This window comes from Methylibium sp. (assembly GCF_965279545.1).
Lineage (GTDB): Bacteria > Pseudomonadota > Gammaproteobacteria > Burkholderiales > Burkholderiaceae_C > Methylibium.
The window spans coordinates 4,176,753-4,194,685 of the sequence record NZ_OZ257250.1 but is presented as its reverse complement, the minus strand read 5'-3'; the positions used below and the strand labels follow the sequence as shown (position 1 = coordinate 4,194,685).

Below are 17,933 nucleotides of genomic sequence, written 5' to 3'. Positions count from 1 at the left end.
GCCAATGTGAGAACGGGACTGCGGGCAGTGTGCCCGCAGTCCCGCCCGTACGGCTTGATATTGCGCTGGCTAGACGCTCATCAGTGGCCGCTCGCACCCGAGGCGCCGATACCGGTTTCCGAACGGACCTGCTGGGCCAGGAAGCCGGCACGGTCCACCTCGGCGCGCGCGCTGCGGTCGAGCATCGAGAACAGCCAGATACCGACGAAGCCGATGGTCATCGAGAACAGCGCCGGTGACGCGTACGGGAACAGCGCCGAGCCCTTCGGATTGCCGAGCGTAGCCTCCCACACCGACGGCGAAACCACCGTCAGCAGCACCGAGGAGATCAGGCCGAGGAAGCCGCCGATCACCGCACCCTTGGTGGTGCAGTCCTTCCACAGCACCGACATGAACAGCACCGGGAAGTTGGCCGAGGCCGCAATCGCGAAGGCCAGAGACACCATGAAGGCGATGTTCTGCTTCTCGAAGGCGATGCCGAGCACCACCGCGACGATGCCGAGCACGACCGTCGTGAAGCGCGACACCTTCAGCTCCGACGCGCTGTCGGCCTTGCCCTGCTTGAGCACCGTGGCGTAGATGTCGTGCGACACCGCGGAGGCACCCGACAGCGTGAGGCCGGCCACCACCGCGAGGATGGTCGCGAAGGCCACCGCCGAGATGAAGCCGAGGAACACGTTGCCGCCCACCGCGTTGGCGAGGTGGATCGCCGCCATGTTGCCGCCGCCCAGCAGGCCGCCCTTGGCGTCGAGGAACTGCGGGTTGGTCAGCACGAAGGTGATCGCGCCGAAGCCGATGATGAAGGTCAGCAGGTAGAAGTAGCCGATCCAACCGGTCGCCCACATCACCGACTTGCGCGCCTCCTTGGCGCTCGGCACGGTGAAGAAGCGCATCAGGATGTGGGGCAGGCCGGCGGTGCCGAACATCAGCGCCATGCCGAAGCTGATCGCCGAGATCGGGTCCTTCACGAAATTGCCCGGGCCCATGATCGACTGGCCGATCTTGGCCGCCTCTTCGGGCGTCTTGCCGGTGGCCAGGCTCGCCTTGATCTCCACCGCCTTGGCGAACATCGCCTCGGGGCTGAAGCCGAACTGCCACAGCACCATGAAGGCCATGAAGGACGCGCCGGCCAGCAGCAGGCAGGCCTTGATGATCTGCACCCAGGTGGTGGCGGTCATGCCGCCGAACAGCACGTAGACCATCATCAGCGCACCGACGATGACCACCGCGATCCAGTACTCCAGGCCGAACAGCAGCTTGATGAGCTGGCCCGCCCCGACCATCTGCGCGATCAGGTAGAACGCCACCACCACCAGCGTGCCGGAGGCGGCGAAGATGCGCACCGGTTTCTGCTCGAAGCGAAACGCGGCCACGTCGGCAAAGGTGAACTTGCCGAGGTTGCGCAGCCGCTCGGCCATCAGGAAGGTGATGACCGGCCAGCCGACGAGGAAGCCGATCGAGTAGATCAGGCCGTCGAAGCCGCTGGCCATCACCGCGGCCGAGATGCCGAGGAAGGACGCGGCCGACATGTAGTCGCCCGCGATCGCCAGGCCGTTCTGGAAGCCGGTGATGCCGCCGCCTGCGGTGTAGAAGTCGGCCGCCGACTTGGTCTTGGAGGCCGCCCACTTGGTGATGAACAGCGTGAACAAGACGAACACACCGAACATGCCGATGGCCGTCCAGTTGGTGGGCTGCTTCTGCGCCTGGCCGAGATCGGCGCCGGCCGCACAGGCGATCGCCGACACACCGAACAGGGCGGCCAGCGTCAGCGCCCGCCGGGTGGACTCGCGAAGGCGGCTCATTTCAGGACTCCCTTGGCGATGGCCTCGGACAGTTCGTCGAACTGGCTGTTCGCGCGCTGAACATAGAAGGCCGTGATGGCGATCGTGAACACGATGACGCCGAAGCCGATGGGAATCCCGATCGTCATGACACCGTCACCCAGTCTTTGCGAGAGAAACGGTTTGTTGAAGGCCACCAGCAGAATGAAGCCGTAGTACACGACCATCATCGCCAGCGTGAGCCACCAGCCGAAGCTGGTTCGCTTGGCCCTGAGCTCCAGGTACTTCGGGTGGGTCGAGATCCTCTTGACCAGGTCTTCTTCCATGTTGTCTCCTCGTGCAGTGTCGGCGCCGGCAGGACCGGACGTGCATATTCCACGATAGGGCTGACCACGCTCTTACGCAATCGCAACATGACCTGATCGGAACCGATGCGAACCGGACAGGCGCCGGGCCCACCGCCGGCTCGCGCAGGGGCTCATACGGCATTGCATTCAAACGCATCAGATGAAGCTTGGGCCAGGGCGCGTTGCGGTGTTCGGTGTCTTTGTTCGGAAAGCTGTCCGTCACATGTCAGCGTGGGCGCTGGGGTGGGTCGCTGTGTTGCGTTCATGCCCAGCCGCTGGTATCGCGGCTGGGCGTTCAGCAGCCGAGAGGCGCCTTCCGGCGCCTCTCGCGCGGCTTCACTCCCCCGGTCCGGGCTACCGCCCAGCCCTCCTCCTTTACTTCACTCCACACAGCGACCCACCCCAGCGCTGCCACCGCCGCGGTCTGTCGCGGTTTGACGACCTGTGCAAGCGGCGATGCCGAGTGCTGGCGAGGGCGTCGGGTGAGCGGCGCAGCGAAGTAAAGGAGGAGGGGTCGGCCCTGGGGCCGGCACCGGGGGACATGAGCGGAACCGCTCACCCGGCGTCCTCGACAGCAACGCGCGGTACTTGCAGGTGGCCCGCCGGTGGACGCTCAGAACGCAGGCACCCCACGCACACGCACGACTGCAACGAGCCAAAGGACGCCGGCCGATTTGACAGGTTGGATCGCGAGCGGGTATCAGCCGCGCCGGACACCCGGCCGAGCGGCTGCGGCCGCGTCCCAGGCCGGGCCGTCGAACCATGGATCCCCGCGCAGACAGGCGGCCACCATCTCCAGCGCGTCCAGGCCCCAGAACAGCCGGCCGTCGAGTTCGATCGTCGGCACGCCGAACACGCCACGTTCGATCGCCTGGGCGGTCAGGTCCTTGAGCGACTGCTTCACTGCCTCGTCCGCGGGATCGCGCGGCGGGGCGAGTTCGGTGTGCAGCGCCTCGAGGCGCTGCGCATCGTTGGCATCCGCGCCACCGCGCCACACATGGCGCAGCACCAGCTCGCAGGCACGTCGGTTGGGAGCGCCCCCGGCGGCCGCGCTCGCATGCAGCAGGCGCAACAGCGCGAGCGGGTTGAACGGGTGCTGCGCGGGCGTGTCGACGGCGATGCCGAACCGATGCGATGCCCAGGCGATCTGGCGGAAGGTCCAGGCGCGTTTGGGTTCGATCTCGGCCGGGCCCTTCTGGCCCCACTGCTTGAGCAGGCCGGCAAACAGCACCGGCCGGTAGTCGACGCTGTACGACAGCCCTTCGAGCGCCTGCGGCAGCTGCTCGAACGCGAGGTAGGCGTAGGGGGAGATCGGGTCGAACCAGAACTGCAGGTGCTTCATGGCGCCTTGCCCGTCATGACGGCGAGCGCCTCGCGGCGCTGCGGCAACAGCTTCCACACCGCACGCTTTCGCGCATTGTCGAGCCCCGACCAGGCGGCGATCTCGTCGAGCGTGCGCAGGCAGCCCTCGCACCAGCCGCTGGCAGCATGCATGCGGCACACGCTGATGCAGGGCGAGGGCACGGCAGCCGTCGGCAGCGGCCTCGTCATGACTGCACCACGTCGGCCACCGGCGCGGTGGTCAATTGCACAAGCACCTCCGGGCTCAGCGCGAACACGCCGTTCGGATGGCCGGCCGCCGCCCACACCTCGGCGAAGCGGAACAGCTCGCGATCGATCAGCGTGACGCAGGGTGATGCGTGCCCGATGGGCGACACGCCGCCGATCGAGTAACCGGTGCGTGCCTTCACGAAATCCGCGTCGGCGCGGCCGACCGGGCCGACCAGCGCGGCCACCTTCTTCTCGTCGACACGCCGGTCGCCGGAGGTCACGACGAGCACCGCCACATCGTCGGCGCGGCGCCGGAAGATCACGCTCTTGGCGATCTGGCCGAGCGCGATGCCCAGCGCGTCGGCTGCCTCCTGCGAGGTGCGTGCGGCCATGTCGAGCCAGCGCGGCACGTGCGCGTGGCCGCGTTCGGCCAACAGCCGCGCGACGCGACGAAAGCCTTCGGGTCGCTGATCGAGCGTATCGGTACCGCTCACGCCGACATCCCTCGCCTGGCCAGCACCGCATTCGCCACCCGCGACACCGGCTTGCGGCCGAGCACGGCGGAGATGAAGGCGGCCGTGTCGACCAGGGCATCGAGATCGATCCCCGTGTCGATGCCCAGGCCGTGGAGCAGGAAGACCACGTCCTCGGTCGCGACGTTGCCGGTCGCGCCCTTCGCGTACGGGCAACCGCCGAGACCGGCGACGCTGGCATCGAAGCGGTGCACGCCGAGCTCGAGGCAGGCGTAGATGTTCGCGAGGGCCTGGCCGTAGGTGTCGTGGAAATGGCCGCTCACTTCAGCGAGCGGGTAGTGCTTCAACGCGCGCTCCATTGCCGCCTGCACGCGCCGCGGCGTGCCGACGCCCATGGTGTCGGCCACGCCGACATGCTGCACGCCGATGCCTTTCATCAGCATCACGACCTGCTCGACACGGTCGGGCGCAATCTCGCCTTCGTAGGGGCAGGCGAGCGCGCAGGAGATCGCACCACGCACCTTGACGCCGGCTTCGCGCGCCGCCGCGACGACGGGCGCGAAACGCGCAATCGACTCGGCGATGCCGCAGTTGATGTTCTTCTGGCTGAACGCTTCGCTCGCGGCAGCGAACACGACGATCTCGTCGGGCCAGCACTCGCGCGCCGGTGCGAACGCCGCCTCGAAGCCCTTCAGGTTCGGCACCAGCACGCTGTAGCGCACGCCGCGTTGGCGCCGCAGGCCGGCCATGACCTGCGCGTTGTCGGCCATCTGCGGCACCCACTTCGGGCTGACGAAGCTGGTGACCTCGATGTCGTGCAGTCCGGCGGACTGCAGGCGATGCACCAATTCGATCTTGTCGGCGGCGGCGACCGGCTGCGTTTCGTTCTGCAACCCGTCACGCGGACCCACGTCGACCAGCGTCACCCGGCTCGGCAACATGTGTGGTTCCTCACAAACTTTCAGCGACGCATTTCGGTGCGCCACCGGGCACCCCGTGAACGAGCGTGCGCCCCTCCCCATTGTGCGGGATGGGCATGCGGCGAACGGCACCGCACCATGCAGGCAATTCCCGGAGTTCGCCGTGATACCCACCTTCACCCGCCTGCAACTCGCCACCCGCATCCACTTCACGCTGCTGCGCACGCTCGGTGAAGGCATCGATGTGGGCCGCATGCTGCGCCAGCGCGACTACGCCGACGAGGTGGCGAGCGTGTGCCGCAGCCTCAACGACTACACACTCTACGAACTGGCCGATCGTTTCGAAGACGTCAGCGCCGCCGAAGACGTGAAGATCCACATGGCCGAGGCCGCGAAGGCGACACGTGCCGCGCTGGCGCGGATTCCGAGCCGTGCGCCGCAGGACCTGGCCTGGTCGCAGGACACCAGCGGTTTCGGTCTGAGCCGCGCGCTCACCGCGCTGGACGGCGAGCCGACACCGGCGCGCAGCCGCTTCTCGCCATCGAACTGGCTCGGCATCGGGCGCGAGCGCGCGGCGCGCCACTGACACGGCGCCGGCTGGCAACCGCCGGCTCACGCGGCACCGCCGTCGGCCACGGCCTCGAAGTCCAGCAGCGCCTCGCCCTCGGCGACCTGCTCGCCGGCCGCGAAACACAGGCCCTTGACGATGCCGTCGCTCGGCGCGCTCAGCGTGTGTTCCATCTTCATCGCCTCCATCACGGCCAGCGGCTGGCCGCGCTTGACGCGCTCGCCCGGCTGCGCCAGAAAGCCCACCACCTTGCCGGGCATCGGCGCCGTCAGGCGCCCCCCTTCCGATGCGGCGTCGCCGGCATGGGCCAACACGTCGACCTCACGCACCAGGGCCGAGCCTTCGGGGACGAACACCGCAACGCTCTCGCCGATCGCATAGGCCGCGAGTGCGATCCGGCGCTCGCCAAGCACGATGTCGTAGCGGTCACTGCCGAGGGGTGTCACGGTGAACGCGTGCGCCACCTCGCCGACATGCAGTTGCATCGCACCCCCGCGGGTGCGCATCAGCGCCACGCGGTGGTGACTGTCGGCGTGGTCGATCTCGAAACGCCGCGTCGCGCCGCCGTGCAGCCGCCAGCCGTCGCGGCGTGACCACGGATCGGCATCCTCGCTCGCGCGCTCCAGGGCAACAGCGTGGGCCGCGACGCCGGCCGCGACCACGTCGATCGCAAGCGGCGGCACATCGAACAGGACCGCACGCTCGCGCTCGATCAGGCCGGTGTCGAGGTCGGCCTCGGCGAACGACGCGCTGTTCACCACGCGGCGCAGGAAAGCCACGTTGTGCTGCGGGCCGACGATGTGGGTCTGCGCCAGCGCGCGGTCCATGCGCGCCAGCGCCTGCGCGCGGTCCTCGCCCCAGACGATGAGCTTGGCCACCATCGAGTCGTAGTGAGGCGTGATGCTGTCGCCCTCGCCGACGCCGGCGTCGACCCGCACCGGCGCGGGCGCCGCATCCCGCGAGTCGCCTGCATCGGTCGTGCGCCGAAAGGCCACGTGCGCCGGCCAGCGCAGCACCTGCAGCCGGCCGGTCGACGGCAGGAAGTTCGCGTCGGGGTTCTCGGCGCACACGCGCGCCTCGATCGCGTGGCCGTGAATCCGCAGTTCGTGCTGTTGCAGCGGCAGCGGCTCGCCGGCCGCGACGCGCAGCTGCCACTCGACAAGGTCGAGCCCGGTGATCGCCTCCGTCACCGGGTGCTCGACCTGCAGCCGCGTGTTCATCTCCATGAAGTAGAAGCGACCATCGGGCTCGGCGATGAACTCCACCGTGCCGGCGCCGACGTAGCCGACCGCCTTCGCGGCCGCCACCGCGGCCTCGCCCATCGCGCGGCGGCGCTCCTCGCTCATGCCGGGGGCCGGCGCCTCCTCGAGCAGCTTCTGGTGACGACGCTGCACCGAGCAGTCGCGCTCGAACAGGTAGAGGCAGTGGCCGTGGTTGTCGCCGAACACCTGGATCTCGATGTGCCGGGGCTTGCGCAGGTAGCGCTCGACCAGCACCGCATCGTCGCCGAAGCTGTTGAGGGCCTCGCGCTGGCACGACGCGAGCGCAGCCTCGAATCCGGCCTCGCTCGTCACCACGCGCATGCCCTTGCCGCCGCCGCCCGCGCTGGCCTTGATCAGCACCGGGTAGCCGATGCGCGCGGCCTCGCGCCGCAGCAGCGCCGGGTCCTGGTCGGCGCCGTGGTAGCCGGGCACCAGCGGCACGTTCGCGGCGTCCATCAGGCGCTTCGATTCGGCCTTCAGGCCCATCGCCTGGATCGCCGCCGGTGTGGGCCCGATGAACGCGATGCCGGCATCGGCGCAGGCCTGCGCGAAGCCTTCGTTCTCGCTGAGGAAGCCGTAGCCGGGGTGCACCGCCTGCGCGCCCGTCGCGAGGGCCGCCTCGAGAATGCGCTCCGGACGCAGATAACTGTCGCGCGGTGCCGCGCCGCCGATGCGGACGGCTTCGTCGCAGGCCCGCACGTGCAGCGCGTTCGCATCGGCATCGGAGTACACGGCAACGGTCGCGATGCCGAGCCGGCGCGCAGTCGTCGCGACGCGACACGCGATCTCGCCGCGGTTGGCGATCAGGATCTTCTTGAACATCTCAGGGGCTCCGCCGCGTCGTGCGCGATCCGCGATGCATGAAAGGCTGCCGCGCCCTTGTGGTCTGCGGGTCACAATTCAGCGTCGGGTAGACGACCGCTGTGCTGCCGGTTGCATCGACTGAGCGAGCCCATCCGGCATTGGGGTGGCCGGCTCCGTTCAGCCAATTCTTATTCACTCCGCCGGCCACCCCAACACCGAATTGGCGGGCACCAGCAGAGCCCATCGACGCACCCCGAATTGCAGTGTGTCGAGCCGCACCACCCCAGCCGGAAGCAGCGACGCCGCTTCCGGCTGCGAGCGTCAAAGATGGTTTTCGCTGGGCTGCACATGCAGACCGCCAAACACCGCGGGCGTGAGCAAAGTTCACCCTATGTCCCCGCCGCCCCGTCACCACCCGCTGCAGGCGACGAAGTCACCCCGAGCAGCATCCTCAGTCGCATCCACACGCGCGCGAGAAACTTCGACAGCACCCACACGAGCACCAGCATGCCCACGAAGGCGATCGCCACGCCGGCGATCGCGAGCGCCGGGTGCGCAAACGCGAGCCACAGCATCGACGGCACCGCCAGGTCGCCGAGCAGCGACATGGCGATGTTCGAGAACGGCTCGGGCGAGGTGTTGAGCGCCGCGCGGGTGGTGGCCTTGGCCACGTGGCTGGTCGCCGCCAGCGTGCCGCCCAGCAGGGCCGCGAGCGCCGCGGCGGTGGCGTGGTCGGCACCGAACACCGCGGCGGCCAACGCGGCTCCGGCGGGGATGCGCACGGCGGTGTGGATCAGGTCCCACAGCGAATCGAGCCCGGGAATCTTGTCGGCGAAGAACTCGACGAACAGCATGAAGCCGCTGCCGGCCAGCATCGCCGGGTGCTGCAACAACTGCAGGCCGGGCGGCAGTTGCACCCATCCGGCGTAGCCCACCAGGCCGGTGATCGCCAGCACCGCATAGAGCCGCAGGCCGCTGGCCCAGCCCAATGCGGCCGCGAGCGCGATCAGCTGCGTCGTGTCGAGGGCGTCCACGGACAGCAGTTCCATCGCCTCACTCCTGCCAGCGCGGCTTGCGCTTGCCGAGAAAAGCCTGCACACCCTCCCGGCCCTCGTCCGACGCGCGCGCATCGGCGATGAACTCGACGGTGCGCGCGATCAGCGCCGCATCGAGCGGCTGCCCTGTCACCTCGTGCAGCAGGCGCTTGCAGGCGGCCAGGGCCTGCGGGCTGGCAGCGAGCAGCGCGCCGGTCAGCCCCTGCACGCCGCGGTCCAGCGATTCGGCCGGCACCACCTCGTGAACGAAGCCCAATCGCAACGCCGTCGCGGCATCGAAGCGTTCCGCCGTGAGCATGTAGCGCTGCGCCGCGCGTGCGCCCATCGCGCGAACCACGTAGGGACTGATCGTCGCCGGGACCAACCCGAGCTTCACCTCGCTGAGGCAGAACTGCACCGAATCCGCCGCCACCGCGAGATCGCAGGCTGCCACCAGGCCCACGCCGCCGGCATAGGCATCGCCCTGCACGCGCGCGATCGTCGGCTTGCGGCAGCCCGCGATGCTGCGCAGCATCTCGGCGAGGCCGGCCGCGTCGTCGAGGTTCTGCGCGCGCGTGTAATCCGCCATGCGGCGCATCCAGTGCAGGTCGGCGCCGGCGCAAAAGGCCGGGCCCTCGGCGGCCAGCACGACGACGCGCACGGCGTCGTCGATGTCGAGCGCGCGAAAGGCCTGCGTCAGCGCGGCGATCACCTCGTCGTTGAAGGCGTTGCGCAGGTCGGGGCGGCACAGCGTCACCTGCGCCACGGCAGCGGCCGGTCGGCTCACGCGGACGGTCGTGTCGGAGCTCATGCGGCGGGACCCTGGCTGTGCGGCATCGCGGCGCCCTCCATCACATGCGGAACACGCCGAACTTCGCGTCGGGAATCGGCGCGTTCAGGCTCGCACTCAGCCCGAGCGCCAGCACGCGGCGCGTGTCGGCGGGATCGATCACGCCATCGTCCCACAGCCGGGCGCTGGCGTAGTAAGGGTGACCCTGGGTCTCGTACTGTGCGAGCAGCGGCGCCTTGAAAGCCGCCTCCTCGTCGGCCGACCACTGCCCGCCGCGGGCCTCGATGCCGTCGCGCTTCACGGTGGCCAGCACGCTGGCGGCCTGCTCGCCGCCCATCACCGAGATGCGCGCGTTGGGCCACATCCACAGGAAGCGCGGCGAGTAGGCGCGGCCGCACATGCCGTAGTTGCCGGCCCCGAAGCTGCCGCCGATGATGACGGTGAACTTGGGCACGTTGGCGCAGGCCACCGCGGTGACCATCTTCGCGCCGGCGCGCGCGATGCCTTCGTTCTCGACCTTGCGGCCGACCATGAAGCCGGTGATGTTCTGCAGGAACACCAGCGGGATCTTGCGCTGGCAGCACAGCTCGATGAAGTGCGCGCCCTTGTTGGCGCTCTCGGAAAACAGGATGCCGTTGTTCGCGACGATGCCGACCGGCAGGCCCTCGATGTGCGCGAAGCCGGTCACCAGCGTGGCGCCGTAGCGCGCCTTGAACTCGTCGAACTCGCTGCCGTCGACGATGCGGGCGATGACCTCGCGCACGTCGAAGGGCTTGCGCGTGTCGGTCGGGATCACTCCATGCAGCTCGGCGGCCTCGTACTTCGGCGCCGCCGGCGCGCGCAGCACCGGCGGCGGCGGCTTGCGGCGGTTGAGGTGCCCGACGATCTGGCGCGCCAGCGCGAGCGCATGGGTGTCGTTGCGCGCCAGGTGGTCGGCCACGCCCGACAGGCGGGTGTGGACGTCGCCGCCACCCAGGTCTTCGGCCGTCACGACCTCGCCGGTCGCGGCCTTCACCAGCGGCGGACCGCCGAGGAAGATGGTGCCCTGGTTCTGAACGATGATGGTCTCGTCGCTCATCGCCGGCACGTAGGCGCCGCCGGCGGTGCACGAGCCCATCACCACCGCGATCTGCGGGATGCCGTCGGCGCTCATCGTCGCCTGGTTGTAGAAGATGCGGCCGAAGTGGTCGCGGTCCGGGAACACCTCGTCCTGGTTCGGCAGGTTGGCGCCGCCGCTGTCGACCAGGTAGAGGCAGGGCAGGCGGTTCTGCTGTGCGATCTCCTGCGCGCGCAGGTGCTTCTTCACCGTCAGCGGGTAGTAGGTGCCGCCCTTGACGGTGGCGTCGTTGCAGACGATCACGCATTCGATGCCGGCGACCCGGCCGATGCCGGCGATCACGCCGGCGCACGGCGCCGCATCGCTGCCGTCGGTGTCGCGGTAAACGCCCATCGCGGCCAGCGGGGCGATCTCGAGGAAGGGCGTGTCCGGGTCCAGCAGCAGCTCGACCCGCTCGCGCGGCAGCAGCTTGCCGCGCGCGACGTGCCGCGCGCGCGCCACCTCACCGCCACCCCGCTCGATCTGCGCGAGCTTCGCGTTCAGATCGTCGACGCTGCGGCGCATCGCGGCCGCATTGGCCTTGAATTCGTCGCTGCGCGGATCGAGGGCGGAACCCAGTGTCGGCATCGCGGGTCCCGCGGCTCAGGCCGACTCGGCGAACAGCTCGCGGCCGATCAGCATGCGCCGGATTTCCGAGGTGCCGGCGCCGATCTCGTAGAGCTTGGCGTCGCGCCACAGGCGCCCGGCCGGGTACTCGTTGATGTAGCCGTTGCCGCCCAGCACCTGGATCGCCTCGCCGGCCATCCAGGTGGCCTTCTCGGCGGCGTAGAGGATGGCGCCGGCCGCGTCCTTGCTCAGCGAGCGGCTGTGGTCGGCGCGGTCGCAGGCCTGGCCGACGGCGTAGACGTAGGCGCGGCAGGCCGAGAAGGTGGTGTACAGGTCGGCCAGCTTGCCCTGCATCAGCTGGAACTCGCCGATGCTCTGCCCGAACTGCTTGCGGTCGTGCACATAGGGCAGCACCAGGTCCATGCAGGCCGCCATGATGCCCAGCGGCCCGGCCGACAGCACCGCGCGCTCATAGTCCAGGCCGCTCATCAGCACCTTGACGCCGCCGCCCTCCCGGCCGAGCACGTTGTCGGCCGGCACCTCGCAGTCCTCGAAGAACACCGGGTAGGTGTTGGAGCCGCGCATGCCCAGCTTGTCGAGCTTGCTGCCGAAGCTCAGGCCCTTGAAACCCTTCTCGACGATCAGGGCCGTGACGCCCTTGGCGCCGGCCTCGGGCTCGGTCTTGGCATAGACCACCATCGTGTCGGCGTCGCCGCCGTTGGTGATCCACATCTTCGCACCGTTCAGCACGTAGCGGTCGCCGCGTCGCTCGGCGCGCAGCTTCATGCTGACCACGTCGGAGCCGGCATTGGGCTCGCTCATCGCCAGCGCGCCGACGTGCTCGCCGGACACCAGCTTGGGCAGGTAGCGGCACTTCTGGGCTTCGCTGCCGTTGCGGTGCAGCTGGTTGATGCAGAGGTTGGAATGCGCGCCGTACGACAGCCCCACGGACGCGGAGGCACGCGAGATCTCCTCCATCGCCACCATGTGCGCCAGGTAGCCGAGGCCAGTGCCGCCATAGGCCTCGTCGACCGTCATGCCGTGCACGCCCAGGTCGCCTAGCTTGCGCCAGAGGTCGGCCGGGAACAGGTTGTCGCGGTCGATGTCGGCCGCGCGCGGCGCGATCTCCTGCCGGGCGAAGTCGCGCACGCTGTCGCGCAGCATGCCGATCGTCTCGCCGAGATCAATGTCGAGACCGATGAAGCTGGACATGGGGCGTGTCTCCTGCAAGGCCTGCGTTCACCGCGCGGAACGACGGCCCTGCCGATTCCTAGAAATGAGCATTACTCAATATTTACGATGACCCCGACCAGCGTCGCAATGATCTGAACGACTCCTGTTGGGTTACCTGCAGTGTAGATCCGACACAGGGCGCGCGCAAGCATTATTTGAGCTTTACTCACAATAACATGCAGACGACAATCGGAACCCACCGGGGCGTCGCCCCGAGCGAGATCTCCGCGCCGATGAACCCTGCCGTCGAAATCCCGTCCCCGCGTCGCCGTGCGCCGGCCAGTGCCAAGTCCGAGCAGCGTGTGCGCGACATCCTGCGCGTCGGTCGCGAAGTCTTCTCGGAACGCGGCTATGAGCGCGCGACGACGACCGAGATCGCGCAACGCCTGGACATCTCCGAGGCCACCGTCTTCACCTATTTCCGTGGCAAGCGCGAGTTGTGCACCCGCGTGATCGGCGACTGGTACGACGAGATCATCGCGACCATCGAAGCCGGCCTGCCGCGCGAGCGCGACATCCGCACCCAACTGCAGTTCTTCGTGCAGACGCACCTGCGGCTGTTCCTCACGCAAGGCACCGGGCTGTGCGCGCTGGTGCTGTCTGAAGGACGCTCGAAGGGCCAGGAAGAACTAGGGGACGCGCTGGCGCCACTGCAGCGCCGCTACACCGCCCCCTTGATGGACCTGCTGGCACGCGGCCAGGCCAGCGGCGAGATCCGCCGCGATGTGCCACTGCGCCTGCTGCGCACGATGGTGCTCGGGCCGATGGAACACCTGCTGTGGGAGGCCGTGCTGCAGCAGCGGCCGGCCGATGTCGACGAGACGGTGCGCGGGCTGCTCGCAGTGCTCTACCCCGCGCTGCAGGCGCCGCACGCCGAACTCGCGGCGCTGCGCCGCTTCCGTGTCGATGTCGAGGCCGCGATGCACCGCGCCGACGGCGGCTGAGCGCGGCCGGCCCGCGACGCGTCAGAACGGCCCGCTCGCGAGCCAGCGTTCCAGCTGCGGCCGGCGGTCGTTGCCCCAGAACAGCTCGCCATCGACCACGAAGGACGGCGCACCGAAGATGCCGGCCGCGATCGCGGCTTCGTTCTCGGCCTTGAGACGCAGCTTCCACGCCGGATCGCTCCATGCCGCTTCGGCGGCGTCGGGGTCGATACCGGCTTCGCGGCACAGGCCGCGCAAGGGCTCCGGCTTGTCGAGCGCAACCCCGCGCGTGAAGTAGGCGCGCAGGCCCGTGTGCGCCCACACGGCGGCGCGCGCCGCATCCTGGTCGGCCAGCCACCAGAACACGCGTGCCGCGTTCTGCGTCGCGATCGGGAAGGGCTCGGGCTGCCGGTAAGGCACGCCCTCAAAACGCGCAGAGCGCTGAAAGTCGACCATCGCATACTCGCGCTTGACCGGGTACGACACCGGGCTCTTCAACTCGGCCGCCTGGAAGGTCGCGCCGAGCAGGATCGCATGCCAGCTCACCGTGCGGCCATGCCGCGCCGCGACCGCCGCGACCCACTCGCTCGCGATGTACGAGTAGGGCGAGGAGAAGTCGAAGTAGAACTCGACGGGTGCCTTGGCGGTCATTGCGTCGCCCGGCTCACGCGCTAGCGCCCCCCGCACACCCGCAATCACTTGTACAGCACCTGCGGCAGCCACAGGCCGATGCCGGGGAACACGTACAGCAAGATGATCGCGATGACCTGGATGCCCATGAAGGGCAGCATGCCGGCGAAGATCTGGTTCAGCGTCACGTGCTTCGGCGCCACGCCCTTCAGGTAGAAGGCCGCCATCGCCACCGGCGGGCTCAGGAAGGCCGTCTGCAAGTTCAGCGCGACCAGCAGGCCGAAGAACAGCGGGTCGACGCCGAAGTTGTCGAGCAACGGAATGAAGATGGGCATGAAGATCACGATGATCTCGGTCCACTCCAGCGGCCAGCCCAACACGAAGATGATGACCTGGCTCAGAATCAGGAACTGCGTCTTGGTGAGGTTCATGCCCAGCACCCACCGCTCCACCAACTCCTGGCCGCCGAGCAGCGCGAAGGCGGCCGAGAAGATGGCCGAGCCGACGAACAGCCAGCACACCATCGCGCTGGTCTTGGCTGTCAGGAACACCGACTCCTTGACGACCGAGAAGGTGAGTTGCCGGTAGGCCACCGCGAGCAGGAAGCCACCGAGCGCGCCGACCGCCGCAGCCTCGGTGGGCGTCGCCAGACCGAACACGATGGAGCCGAGCACCGCGGTGATCAGCACCAGCAGCGGGAAAAAGCTCGACAGCAGCATCTTGAAGACTTCGAGACGGTTGAAGCTCAGCAGCGCGTAGTACGCCACCAGCGCCACGGCACCCACCGTCAGACCGACCCAGTAGCCCAGAGAGGCCGGTTTGGATGCCGCCGCGGCATCCCCGGAGGTACCCGCCGGCTCAGGCGCAGCCACTGCTGCGGCAGGCTCCGACACGGCCTCGCCTATGGGCTTGCTGGCGGTCTCGCTCGGGGTCGACGGGGGTTCCATCACTCCGCCGGCCACCGCGGGCGGCTCCTGCAGCCCCCCCGGCGCCGGCGGCTCTTGAAGCCCGCCGCTTTCGCTGGGCGGTGGCTGCAAGCCACCCGTGCTCTGCGACTCTGCGGCGCTGCCGGCGCCCATTTGCTGCAGCTCGGAAAAGTCGTCGACCGGCGCGACACGGGTCACGGTCTGGTAGCTCCACAACGACATCGCGGCGAACAAGATCAACGGCAGCAAAGTGACGAACAGCTGGCGCAGCAGGTAGCTCGTGCTGACGGCCTGGTTGCGCTGGCCTTTCAGCGCGCCCAGCAGCCAGGGCAGCGCGCGACCTTCGCCGATGGCTCCCGCCTGTTTCAGCGGCAGCGGCAGCGGCACGAAGCGCTGAGCGGCCGTCAACGGCGGCATCAGACTCGGCTTGATCTTCGCAAGGAGGATCACGTACAGAATGTAGAGGCCGGCCAGCATCAGGCCCGGGAAGAAGGCACCCGCGTAGAGCTTGACCACGGACACGCCTGCGGTCGCGCCGTAAACGATCAAGAGCACCGATGGCGGGATCAGGATCCCCAAACAACCACCCGCCGTGATGGCACCGGCAGACACCCGCACGTCATAGCCGCCGCGCAGCATCTGGGGCAGCGCCAACAGACCCATCAGCGTGACCACTGCGCCGACGATGCCCGTGGCCGTGGCGAACACTGCGCAGGTCACGAGCGTCGCCACCGCCAGCGAGCCGGGGACCCGGGCCAGTGCCAGGTGCAGGCTGCGGAACAGCTTCTCGATCAGGTTGGCGCGCTCGACCAGGTAGCCCATGAAGACGAACAGCGGGATCGAGATGAGCACGTCGTTGCCCATCACCGCGAAGGCACGCTGGACCATCAGGTCGAGCGTCTGCTTCATCGCACCACCCGCCGTCTGCCCGCCCGAGTGGTAGGCGAAGAAGGCGAACAGGATGCCCATGCCCATCAGCGTGAAAGCGGTCGGAAAGCCCAGCATGATGGCCACCACCACCAGCGAGAGCATCAACAGGCCGTAGTGGCCGTTGGTCATGGTGTCGACGCTCAGCACCATGCCGACGGCGGCCGAAACGATCAGCCCCATCAGAATGAAGCCGAACCACAGTTCCTTGCGCAGCGTCATGCCTTGCCGCCTTCCTTGACGACGTACTTGTCCAACGCCTCGATGTCGGCGTCTTTCACGTGCACCATCTCCTTGAGCTTGTCGACATCGACTTCCTCGACATCCTCTTCTCGTGAAGGCCACACGCCGTCACGCAGGCAGATCACGCAGCGCACGATCTCCACCACACCCTGCAGCAGCAGCACGCCGCCGGCGAAAGGGATCACGAACTTGAACGGGTAGACCGGCAGCGGATCGGCGTTGAAAGTCTGCTCGCGGATCGCCAGCGAATCGTTGGCATAGAACCAGCCGGCCCAGGTGAGCGCCACGATCCCCGGCAGGAAGAACACGATGTACAGCAGCAGGTCGATCGAAGCCTGGGTGCGCGGCTTGAAGAAGCCGTAGAGCACGTCGCCGCGCACATGCCCGGCCTTGCTCAGCGTGTAGGCGCCGGCGCACATGAAGAGCGTGCCGTAGAGCATGATCTGGGCGTCGAGCACCCAGGCGTGCGGCTTGTTGAACACGTAGCGGGAGAACACCTCCCAACTGATCAGCACGGTCAGACCCACCACCGACCAGGCAAACAGCTTGCCGATCCAGGTGGAAAAGCGGTCCACGGTCAGAAGCAGGTTCTGCATCAGGCTTCCTATGGGAAAACTTCGGGACAAATGCGCGAGGGCGCCGCTGAACGGCGCCCCCGAAACTGCCGCCTCGATCGCAGAAAAGACCTAAGCCTTGTTGGCACCGAAGTAGTGGTTGTAGGCCATCTTGAAGTCGACCGTGTAGTCGTTCCACCATTGGCCAGCACGCCCGGCAAAGGCCTTCTGGGAATCGAGAACCTTCTGGAACAAGGCGTTCTCGCCGCCCTTCTTGGCGATGATCTTGTCCCAGGAGGCAAGCTGCGCACGCAGGATCGCGTCGGGCGTCTTGTAGAACTTGACGCCGGCCTTCTTCAGTTCGATGTAGTCGAGCGAGTTGCGGTGCGCGGCCTTCCAGCTCATGTCGGCGCTGGCGGCCTGCACGGCGTAGTCGACCACCGCCTTCAGATCGGCCGGCAGCGCCTCGAGCTTGCCCTTGTTGAACAGGATCTCGAACTGCTCGCCACTCTGGTGGAAGCTCTGCAGCATGCAGTTCTTCACCACATCGGGGAAGCCGAGCAGGCGGTCGGAGCTGGCGTTGTTGAACTCGGCGCCGTCGATCAGGCCGCGGTCCAGCGCCGGCACGATCTCGCCGCCGGGCAGCGGGTTCACCGCAGCACCCATGTCGTTGTACATATCGACTGCCAGACCGACGGTGCGGAACTTCTGACCCTTCAGGTCATCGAGCTTGCCGATCGGCTTCTTGAACCACCCGAACGGCTGCGTCGGCATCGGGCCGTACAGGTAGGACACGACGTCCATGTTCAGGCTCTTGTAGATCTCGGCCAGCAACTCCTTGCCGCCGCCGTAGTTGTGCCAGGCCAGCAGCATGTTCGGGTCCATGCCGTACGACGGGCCCGACCCCCACAGCGCCAGCGCCGAGTTCTTGCCGTAGTGGTAGGCCACCACGCCGTGCCCGCCGTCGAGCGTGCCCTTGTTCACCGCGTCGAGCAGTTGGAAGGCCGGCACCACCGAGCCCGCCGGCAGCACCTCGATCTTCAGGCGTCCGCCCGCCATGTTGTTGACCTTGGTCGCGAAGTCCAGTGCGTACTCGTGGAAGATGTCCTTCGAGGGCCAGGTGCTCTGGAAGCGCAGCGAGGTGGTCTGGGCCACCGACACCATCGGCGCGGCCATCGCGGCAGCGCCGACAGCGCCGGCAGAGGCCTTCTTGAGGAAGCGGCGGCGTTGCGAGGCGGTCTTCTGGGTCATGGATGTCTCCTGAATGGGCACGAAACGACAGGCTCCCGAAGGCAAACCTGGGT

The 17,933-nt window shown here is 68.1% G+C and carries 17 protein-coding genes; 2 read left to right on the top strand and 15 right to left on the bottom strand.

What is annotated here, in order from left to right:
* Nucleotides 1–80 precede the first annotated feature (80 nt).
* The 6 genes from ACQY9S_RS19760 to ACQY9S_RS19735 all read right to left on the bottom strand — a co-directional run bounded on the left by ACQY9S_RS19760 (nucleotide 81) and on the right by ACQY9S_RS19735 (nucleotide 5,093).
* Nucleotides 81–1,802 carry a cation acetate symporter gene (locus ACQY9S_RS19760; RefSeq protein ID WP_428422092.1) on the bottom strand — a complete coding sequence of 574 codons (1,722 nt, stop codon included), beginning with the start codon at nucleotides 1,800–1,802 and terminating at the stop codon, nucleotides 81–83.
* On the bottom strand, nucleotides 1,799–2,107 hold the full coding sequence (locus ACQY9S_RS19755; protein ID WP_428422090.1) for a DUF485 domain-containing protein: 309 nt from the start codon (nucleotides 2,105–2,107) through the stop codon (nucleotides 1,799–1,801). Before ACQY9S_RS19755 ends, ACQY9S_RS19760 begins: the two co-directional genes overlap by 4 nt.
* Nucleotides 2,108–2,828: 721 nt before the next feature.
* Nucleotides 2,829–3,470 (bottom strand): 2-hydroxychromene-2-carboxylate isomerase, encoded by a 642-nt coding sequence (locus ACQY9S_RS19750; protein ID WP_428422088.1) that lies wholly within the window; start codon nucleotides 3,468–3,470, stop codon nucleotides 2,829–2,831.
* Entirely contained in the window at nucleotides 3,467–3,679 is a 213-nt protein-coding gene (locus ACQY9S_RS19745) for a DUF1289 domain-containing protein (RefSeq protein ID WP_428422086.1), read from the bottom strand. The genes ACQY9S_RS19750 and ACQY9S_RS19745 overlap by 4 nt, the downstream gene beginning before the upstream one ends.
* Nucleotides 3,676–4,173 (bottom strand): YbaK/EbsC family protein, encoded by a 498-nt coding sequence (locus ACQY9S_RS19740; protein ID WP_428422084.1) that lies wholly within the window; start codon nucleotides 4,171–4,173, stop codon nucleotides 3,676–3,678. Before ACQY9S_RS19740 ends, ACQY9S_RS19745 begins: the two co-directional genes overlap by 4 nt.
* On the bottom strand, nucleotides 4,170–5,093 hold the full coding sequence (locus ACQY9S_RS19735) for a hydroxymethylglutaryl-CoA lyase (RefSeq protein ID WP_428422082.1): 924 nt from the start codon (nucleotides 5,091–5,093) through the stop codon (nucleotides 4,170–4,172). Before ACQY9S_RS19735 ends, ACQY9S_RS19740 begins: the two co-directional genes overlap by 4 nt.
* A gap of 142 nt (nucleotides 5,094–5,235) precedes the next feature.
* On the opposite strand from ACQY9S_RS19735, the gene ACQY9S_RS19730 reads away from it, so the two are divergent.
* On the top strand, nucleotides 5,236–5,658 hold the full coding sequence (locus ACQY9S_RS19730; RefSeq protein ID WP_428422080.1) for a hypothetical protein: 423 nt from the start codon (nucleotides 5,236–5,238) through the stop codon (nucleotides 5,656–5,658).
* Nucleotides 5,659–5,684: 26 nt separating this feature from the next.
* Here the strand turns inward: ACQY9S_RS19730 and ACQY9S_RS19725 are convergent, their stop codons facing one another.
* From ACQY9S_RS19725 to ACQY9S_RS19705, 5 genes are all read right to left on the bottom strand, one after another.
* On the bottom strand, nucleotides 5,685–7,724 hold the full coding sequence (locus tag ACQY9S_RS19725) for an acetyl/propionyl/methylcrotonyl-CoA carboxylase subunit alpha (RefSeq protein WP_428422078.1): 2,040 nt from the start codon (nucleotides 7,722–7,724) through the stop codon (nucleotides 5,685–5,687).
* Between the two features lie 371 nt (nucleotides 7,725–8,095).
* Nucleotides 8,096–8,755 carry a DUF4126 domain-containing protein gene (locus ACQY9S_RS19720; RefSeq protein WP_428422077.1) on the bottom strand — a complete coding sequence of 220 codons (660 nt, stop codon included), beginning with the start codon at nucleotides 8,753–8,755 and terminating at the stop codon, nucleotides 8,096–8,098.
* A gap of 4 nt (nucleotides 8,756–8,759) precedes the next feature.
* Nucleotides 8,760–9,551, bottom strand: coding sequence for an enoyl-CoA hydratase/isomerase family protein (locus ACQY9S_RS19715; protein ID WP_428422075.1), 792 nt, complete (start codon nucleotides 9,549–9,551; stop codon nucleotides 8,760–8,762).
* Between the two features lie 40 nt (nucleotides 9,552–9,591).
* On the bottom strand, nucleotides 9,592–11,214 hold the full coding sequence (locus tag ACQY9S_RS19710; RefSeq protein ID WP_428422074.1) for a carboxyl transferase domain-containing protein: 1,623 nt from the start codon (nucleotides 11,212–11,214) through the stop codon (nucleotides 9,592–9,594).
* A 15-nt stretch (nucleotides 11,215–11,229) separates the two neighbouring features.
* Nucleotides 11,230–12,405 carry an isovaleryl-CoA dehydrogenase gene (locus ACQY9S_RS19705; protein WP_428422072.1) on the bottom strand — a complete coding sequence of 392 codons (1,176 nt, stop codon included), beginning with the start codon at nucleotides 12,403–12,405 and terminating at the stop codon, nucleotides 11,230–11,232.
* A 254-nt stretch (nucleotides 12,406–12,659) separates the two neighbouring features.
* Here ACQY9S_RS19705 and ACQY9S_RS19700 point away from each other — a divergent pair, with 254 nt between their 5' ends.
* Nucleotides 12,660–13,370: a TetR/AcrR family transcriptional regulator gene (locus ACQY9S_RS19700; protein ID WP_428422070.1), complete on the top strand. Its 711-nt coding sequence runs from the start codon at nucleotides 12,660–12,662 to the stop codon at nucleotides 13,368–13,370.
* Nucleotides 13,371–13,391: 21 nt separating this feature from the next.
* Here ACQY9S_RS19700 and ACQY9S_RS19695 read toward each other — a convergent pair whose 3' ends face one another.
* From ACQY9S_RS19695 to ACQY9S_RS19680, 4 genes are all read right to left on the bottom strand, one after another.
* Nucleotides 13,392–14,000 (bottom strand): 2-hydroxychromene-2-carboxylate isomerase, encoded by a 609-nt coding sequence (locus ACQY9S_RS19695; protein ID WP_428422068.1) that lies wholly within the window; start codon nucleotides 13,998–14,000, stop codon nucleotides 13,392–13,394.
* 44 nt (nucleotides 14,001–14,044) lie between these two features.
* Nucleotides 14,045–16,054, bottom strand: coding sequence for a TRAP transporter large permease subunit (locus tag ACQY9S_RS19690; RefSeq protein ID WP_428422066.1), 2,010 nt, complete (start codon nucleotides 16,052–16,054; stop codon nucleotides 14,045–14,047).
* On the bottom strand, nucleotides 16,051–16,671 hold the full coding sequence (locus tag ACQY9S_RS19685; RefSeq protein ID WP_428422064.1) for a TRAP transporter small permease subunit: 621 nt from the start codon (nucleotides 16,669–16,671) through the stop codon (nucleotides 16,051–16,053). The genes ACQY9S_RS19690 and ACQY9S_RS19685 overlap by 4 nt, the downstream gene beginning before the upstream one ends.
* A gap of 90 nt (nucleotides 16,672–16,761) precedes the next feature.
* Nucleotides 16,762–17,880, bottom strand: coding sequence for a TRAP transporter substrate-binding protein (locus ACQY9S_RS19680; RefSeq protein WP_428422062.1), 1,119 nt, complete (start codon nucleotides 17,878–17,880; stop codon nucleotides 16,762–16,764).
* Nucleotides 17,881–17,933 lie beyond the last annotated feature (53 nt).

Excerpts from the sequence above, each read along its gene's own strand:
- ACQY9S_RS19685 (WP_428422064.1), bottom strand. The coding sequence starts at position 16,671 with ATGCAGAACCTGCTTCTGACCGTGGACCGCTTTTCCACCTGGATCGGC.
- ACQY9S_RS19695 (WP_428422068.1), bottom strand. The coding sequence starts at position 14,000 with ATGACCGCCAAGGCACCCGTCGAGTTCTACTTCGACTTCTCCTCGCCC.
- ACQY9S_RS19750 (WP_428422088.1), bottom strand. The coding sequence starts at position 3,470 with ATGAAGCACCTGCAGTTCTGGTTCGACCCGATCTCCCCCTACGCCTAC.
- ACQY9S_RS19760 (WP_428422092.1), bottom strand. The coding sequence starts at position 1,802 with ATGAGCCGCCTTCGCGAGTCCACCCGGCGGGCGCTGACGCTGGCCGCC.
- ACQY9S_RS19705 (WP_428422072.1), bottom strand. The coding sequence starts at position 12,405 with ATGTCCAGCTTCATCGGTCTCGACATTGATCTCGGCGAGACGATCGGC.
- ACQY9S_RS19715 (WP_428422075.1), bottom strand. The coding sequence starts at position 9,551 with ATGAGCTCCGACACGACCGTCCGCGTGAGCCGACCGGCCGCTGCCGTG.
- ACQY9S_RS19710 (WP_428422074.1), bottom strand. The coding sequence starts at position 11,214 with ATGCCGACACTGGGTTCCGCCCTCGATCCGCGCAGCGACGAATTCAAG.
- ACQY9S_RS19700 (WP_428422070.1), top strand. The coding sequence starts at position 12,660 with ATGAACCCTGCCGTCGAAATCCCGTCCCCGCGTCGCCGTGCGCCGGCC.
- ACQY9S_RS19735 (WP_428422082.1), bottom strand. The coding sequence starts at position 5,093 with ATGTTGCCGAGCCGGGTGACGCTGGTCGACGTGGGTCCGCGTGACGGG.
- ACQY9S_RS19745 (WP_428422086.1), bottom strand. The coding sequence starts at position 3,679 with ATGACGAGGCCGCTGCCGACGGCTGCCGTGCCCTCGCCCTGCATCAGC.
- ACQY9S_RS19725 (WP_428422078.1), bottom strand. The coding sequence starts at position 7,724 with ATGTTCAAGAAGATCCTGATCGCCAACCGCGGCGAGATCGCGTGTCGC.
- ACQY9S_RS19690 (WP_428422066.1), bottom strand. The coding sequence starts at position 16,054 with ATGACGCTGCGCAAGGAACTGTGGTTCGGCTTCATTCTGATGGGGCTG.
- ACQY9S_RS19720 (WP_428422077.1), bottom strand. The coding sequence starts at position 8,755 with ATGGAACTGCTGTCCGTGGACGCCCTCGACACGACGCAGCTGATCGCG.
- ACQY9S_RS19755 (WP_428422090.1), bottom strand. The coding sequence starts at position 2,107 with ATGGAAGAAGACCTGGTCAAGAGGATCTCGACCCACCCGAAGTACCTG.
- ACQY9S_RS19680 (WP_428422062.1), bottom strand. The coding sequence starts at position 17,880 with ATGACCCAGAAGACCGCCTCGCAACGCCGCCGCTTCCTCAAGAAGGCC.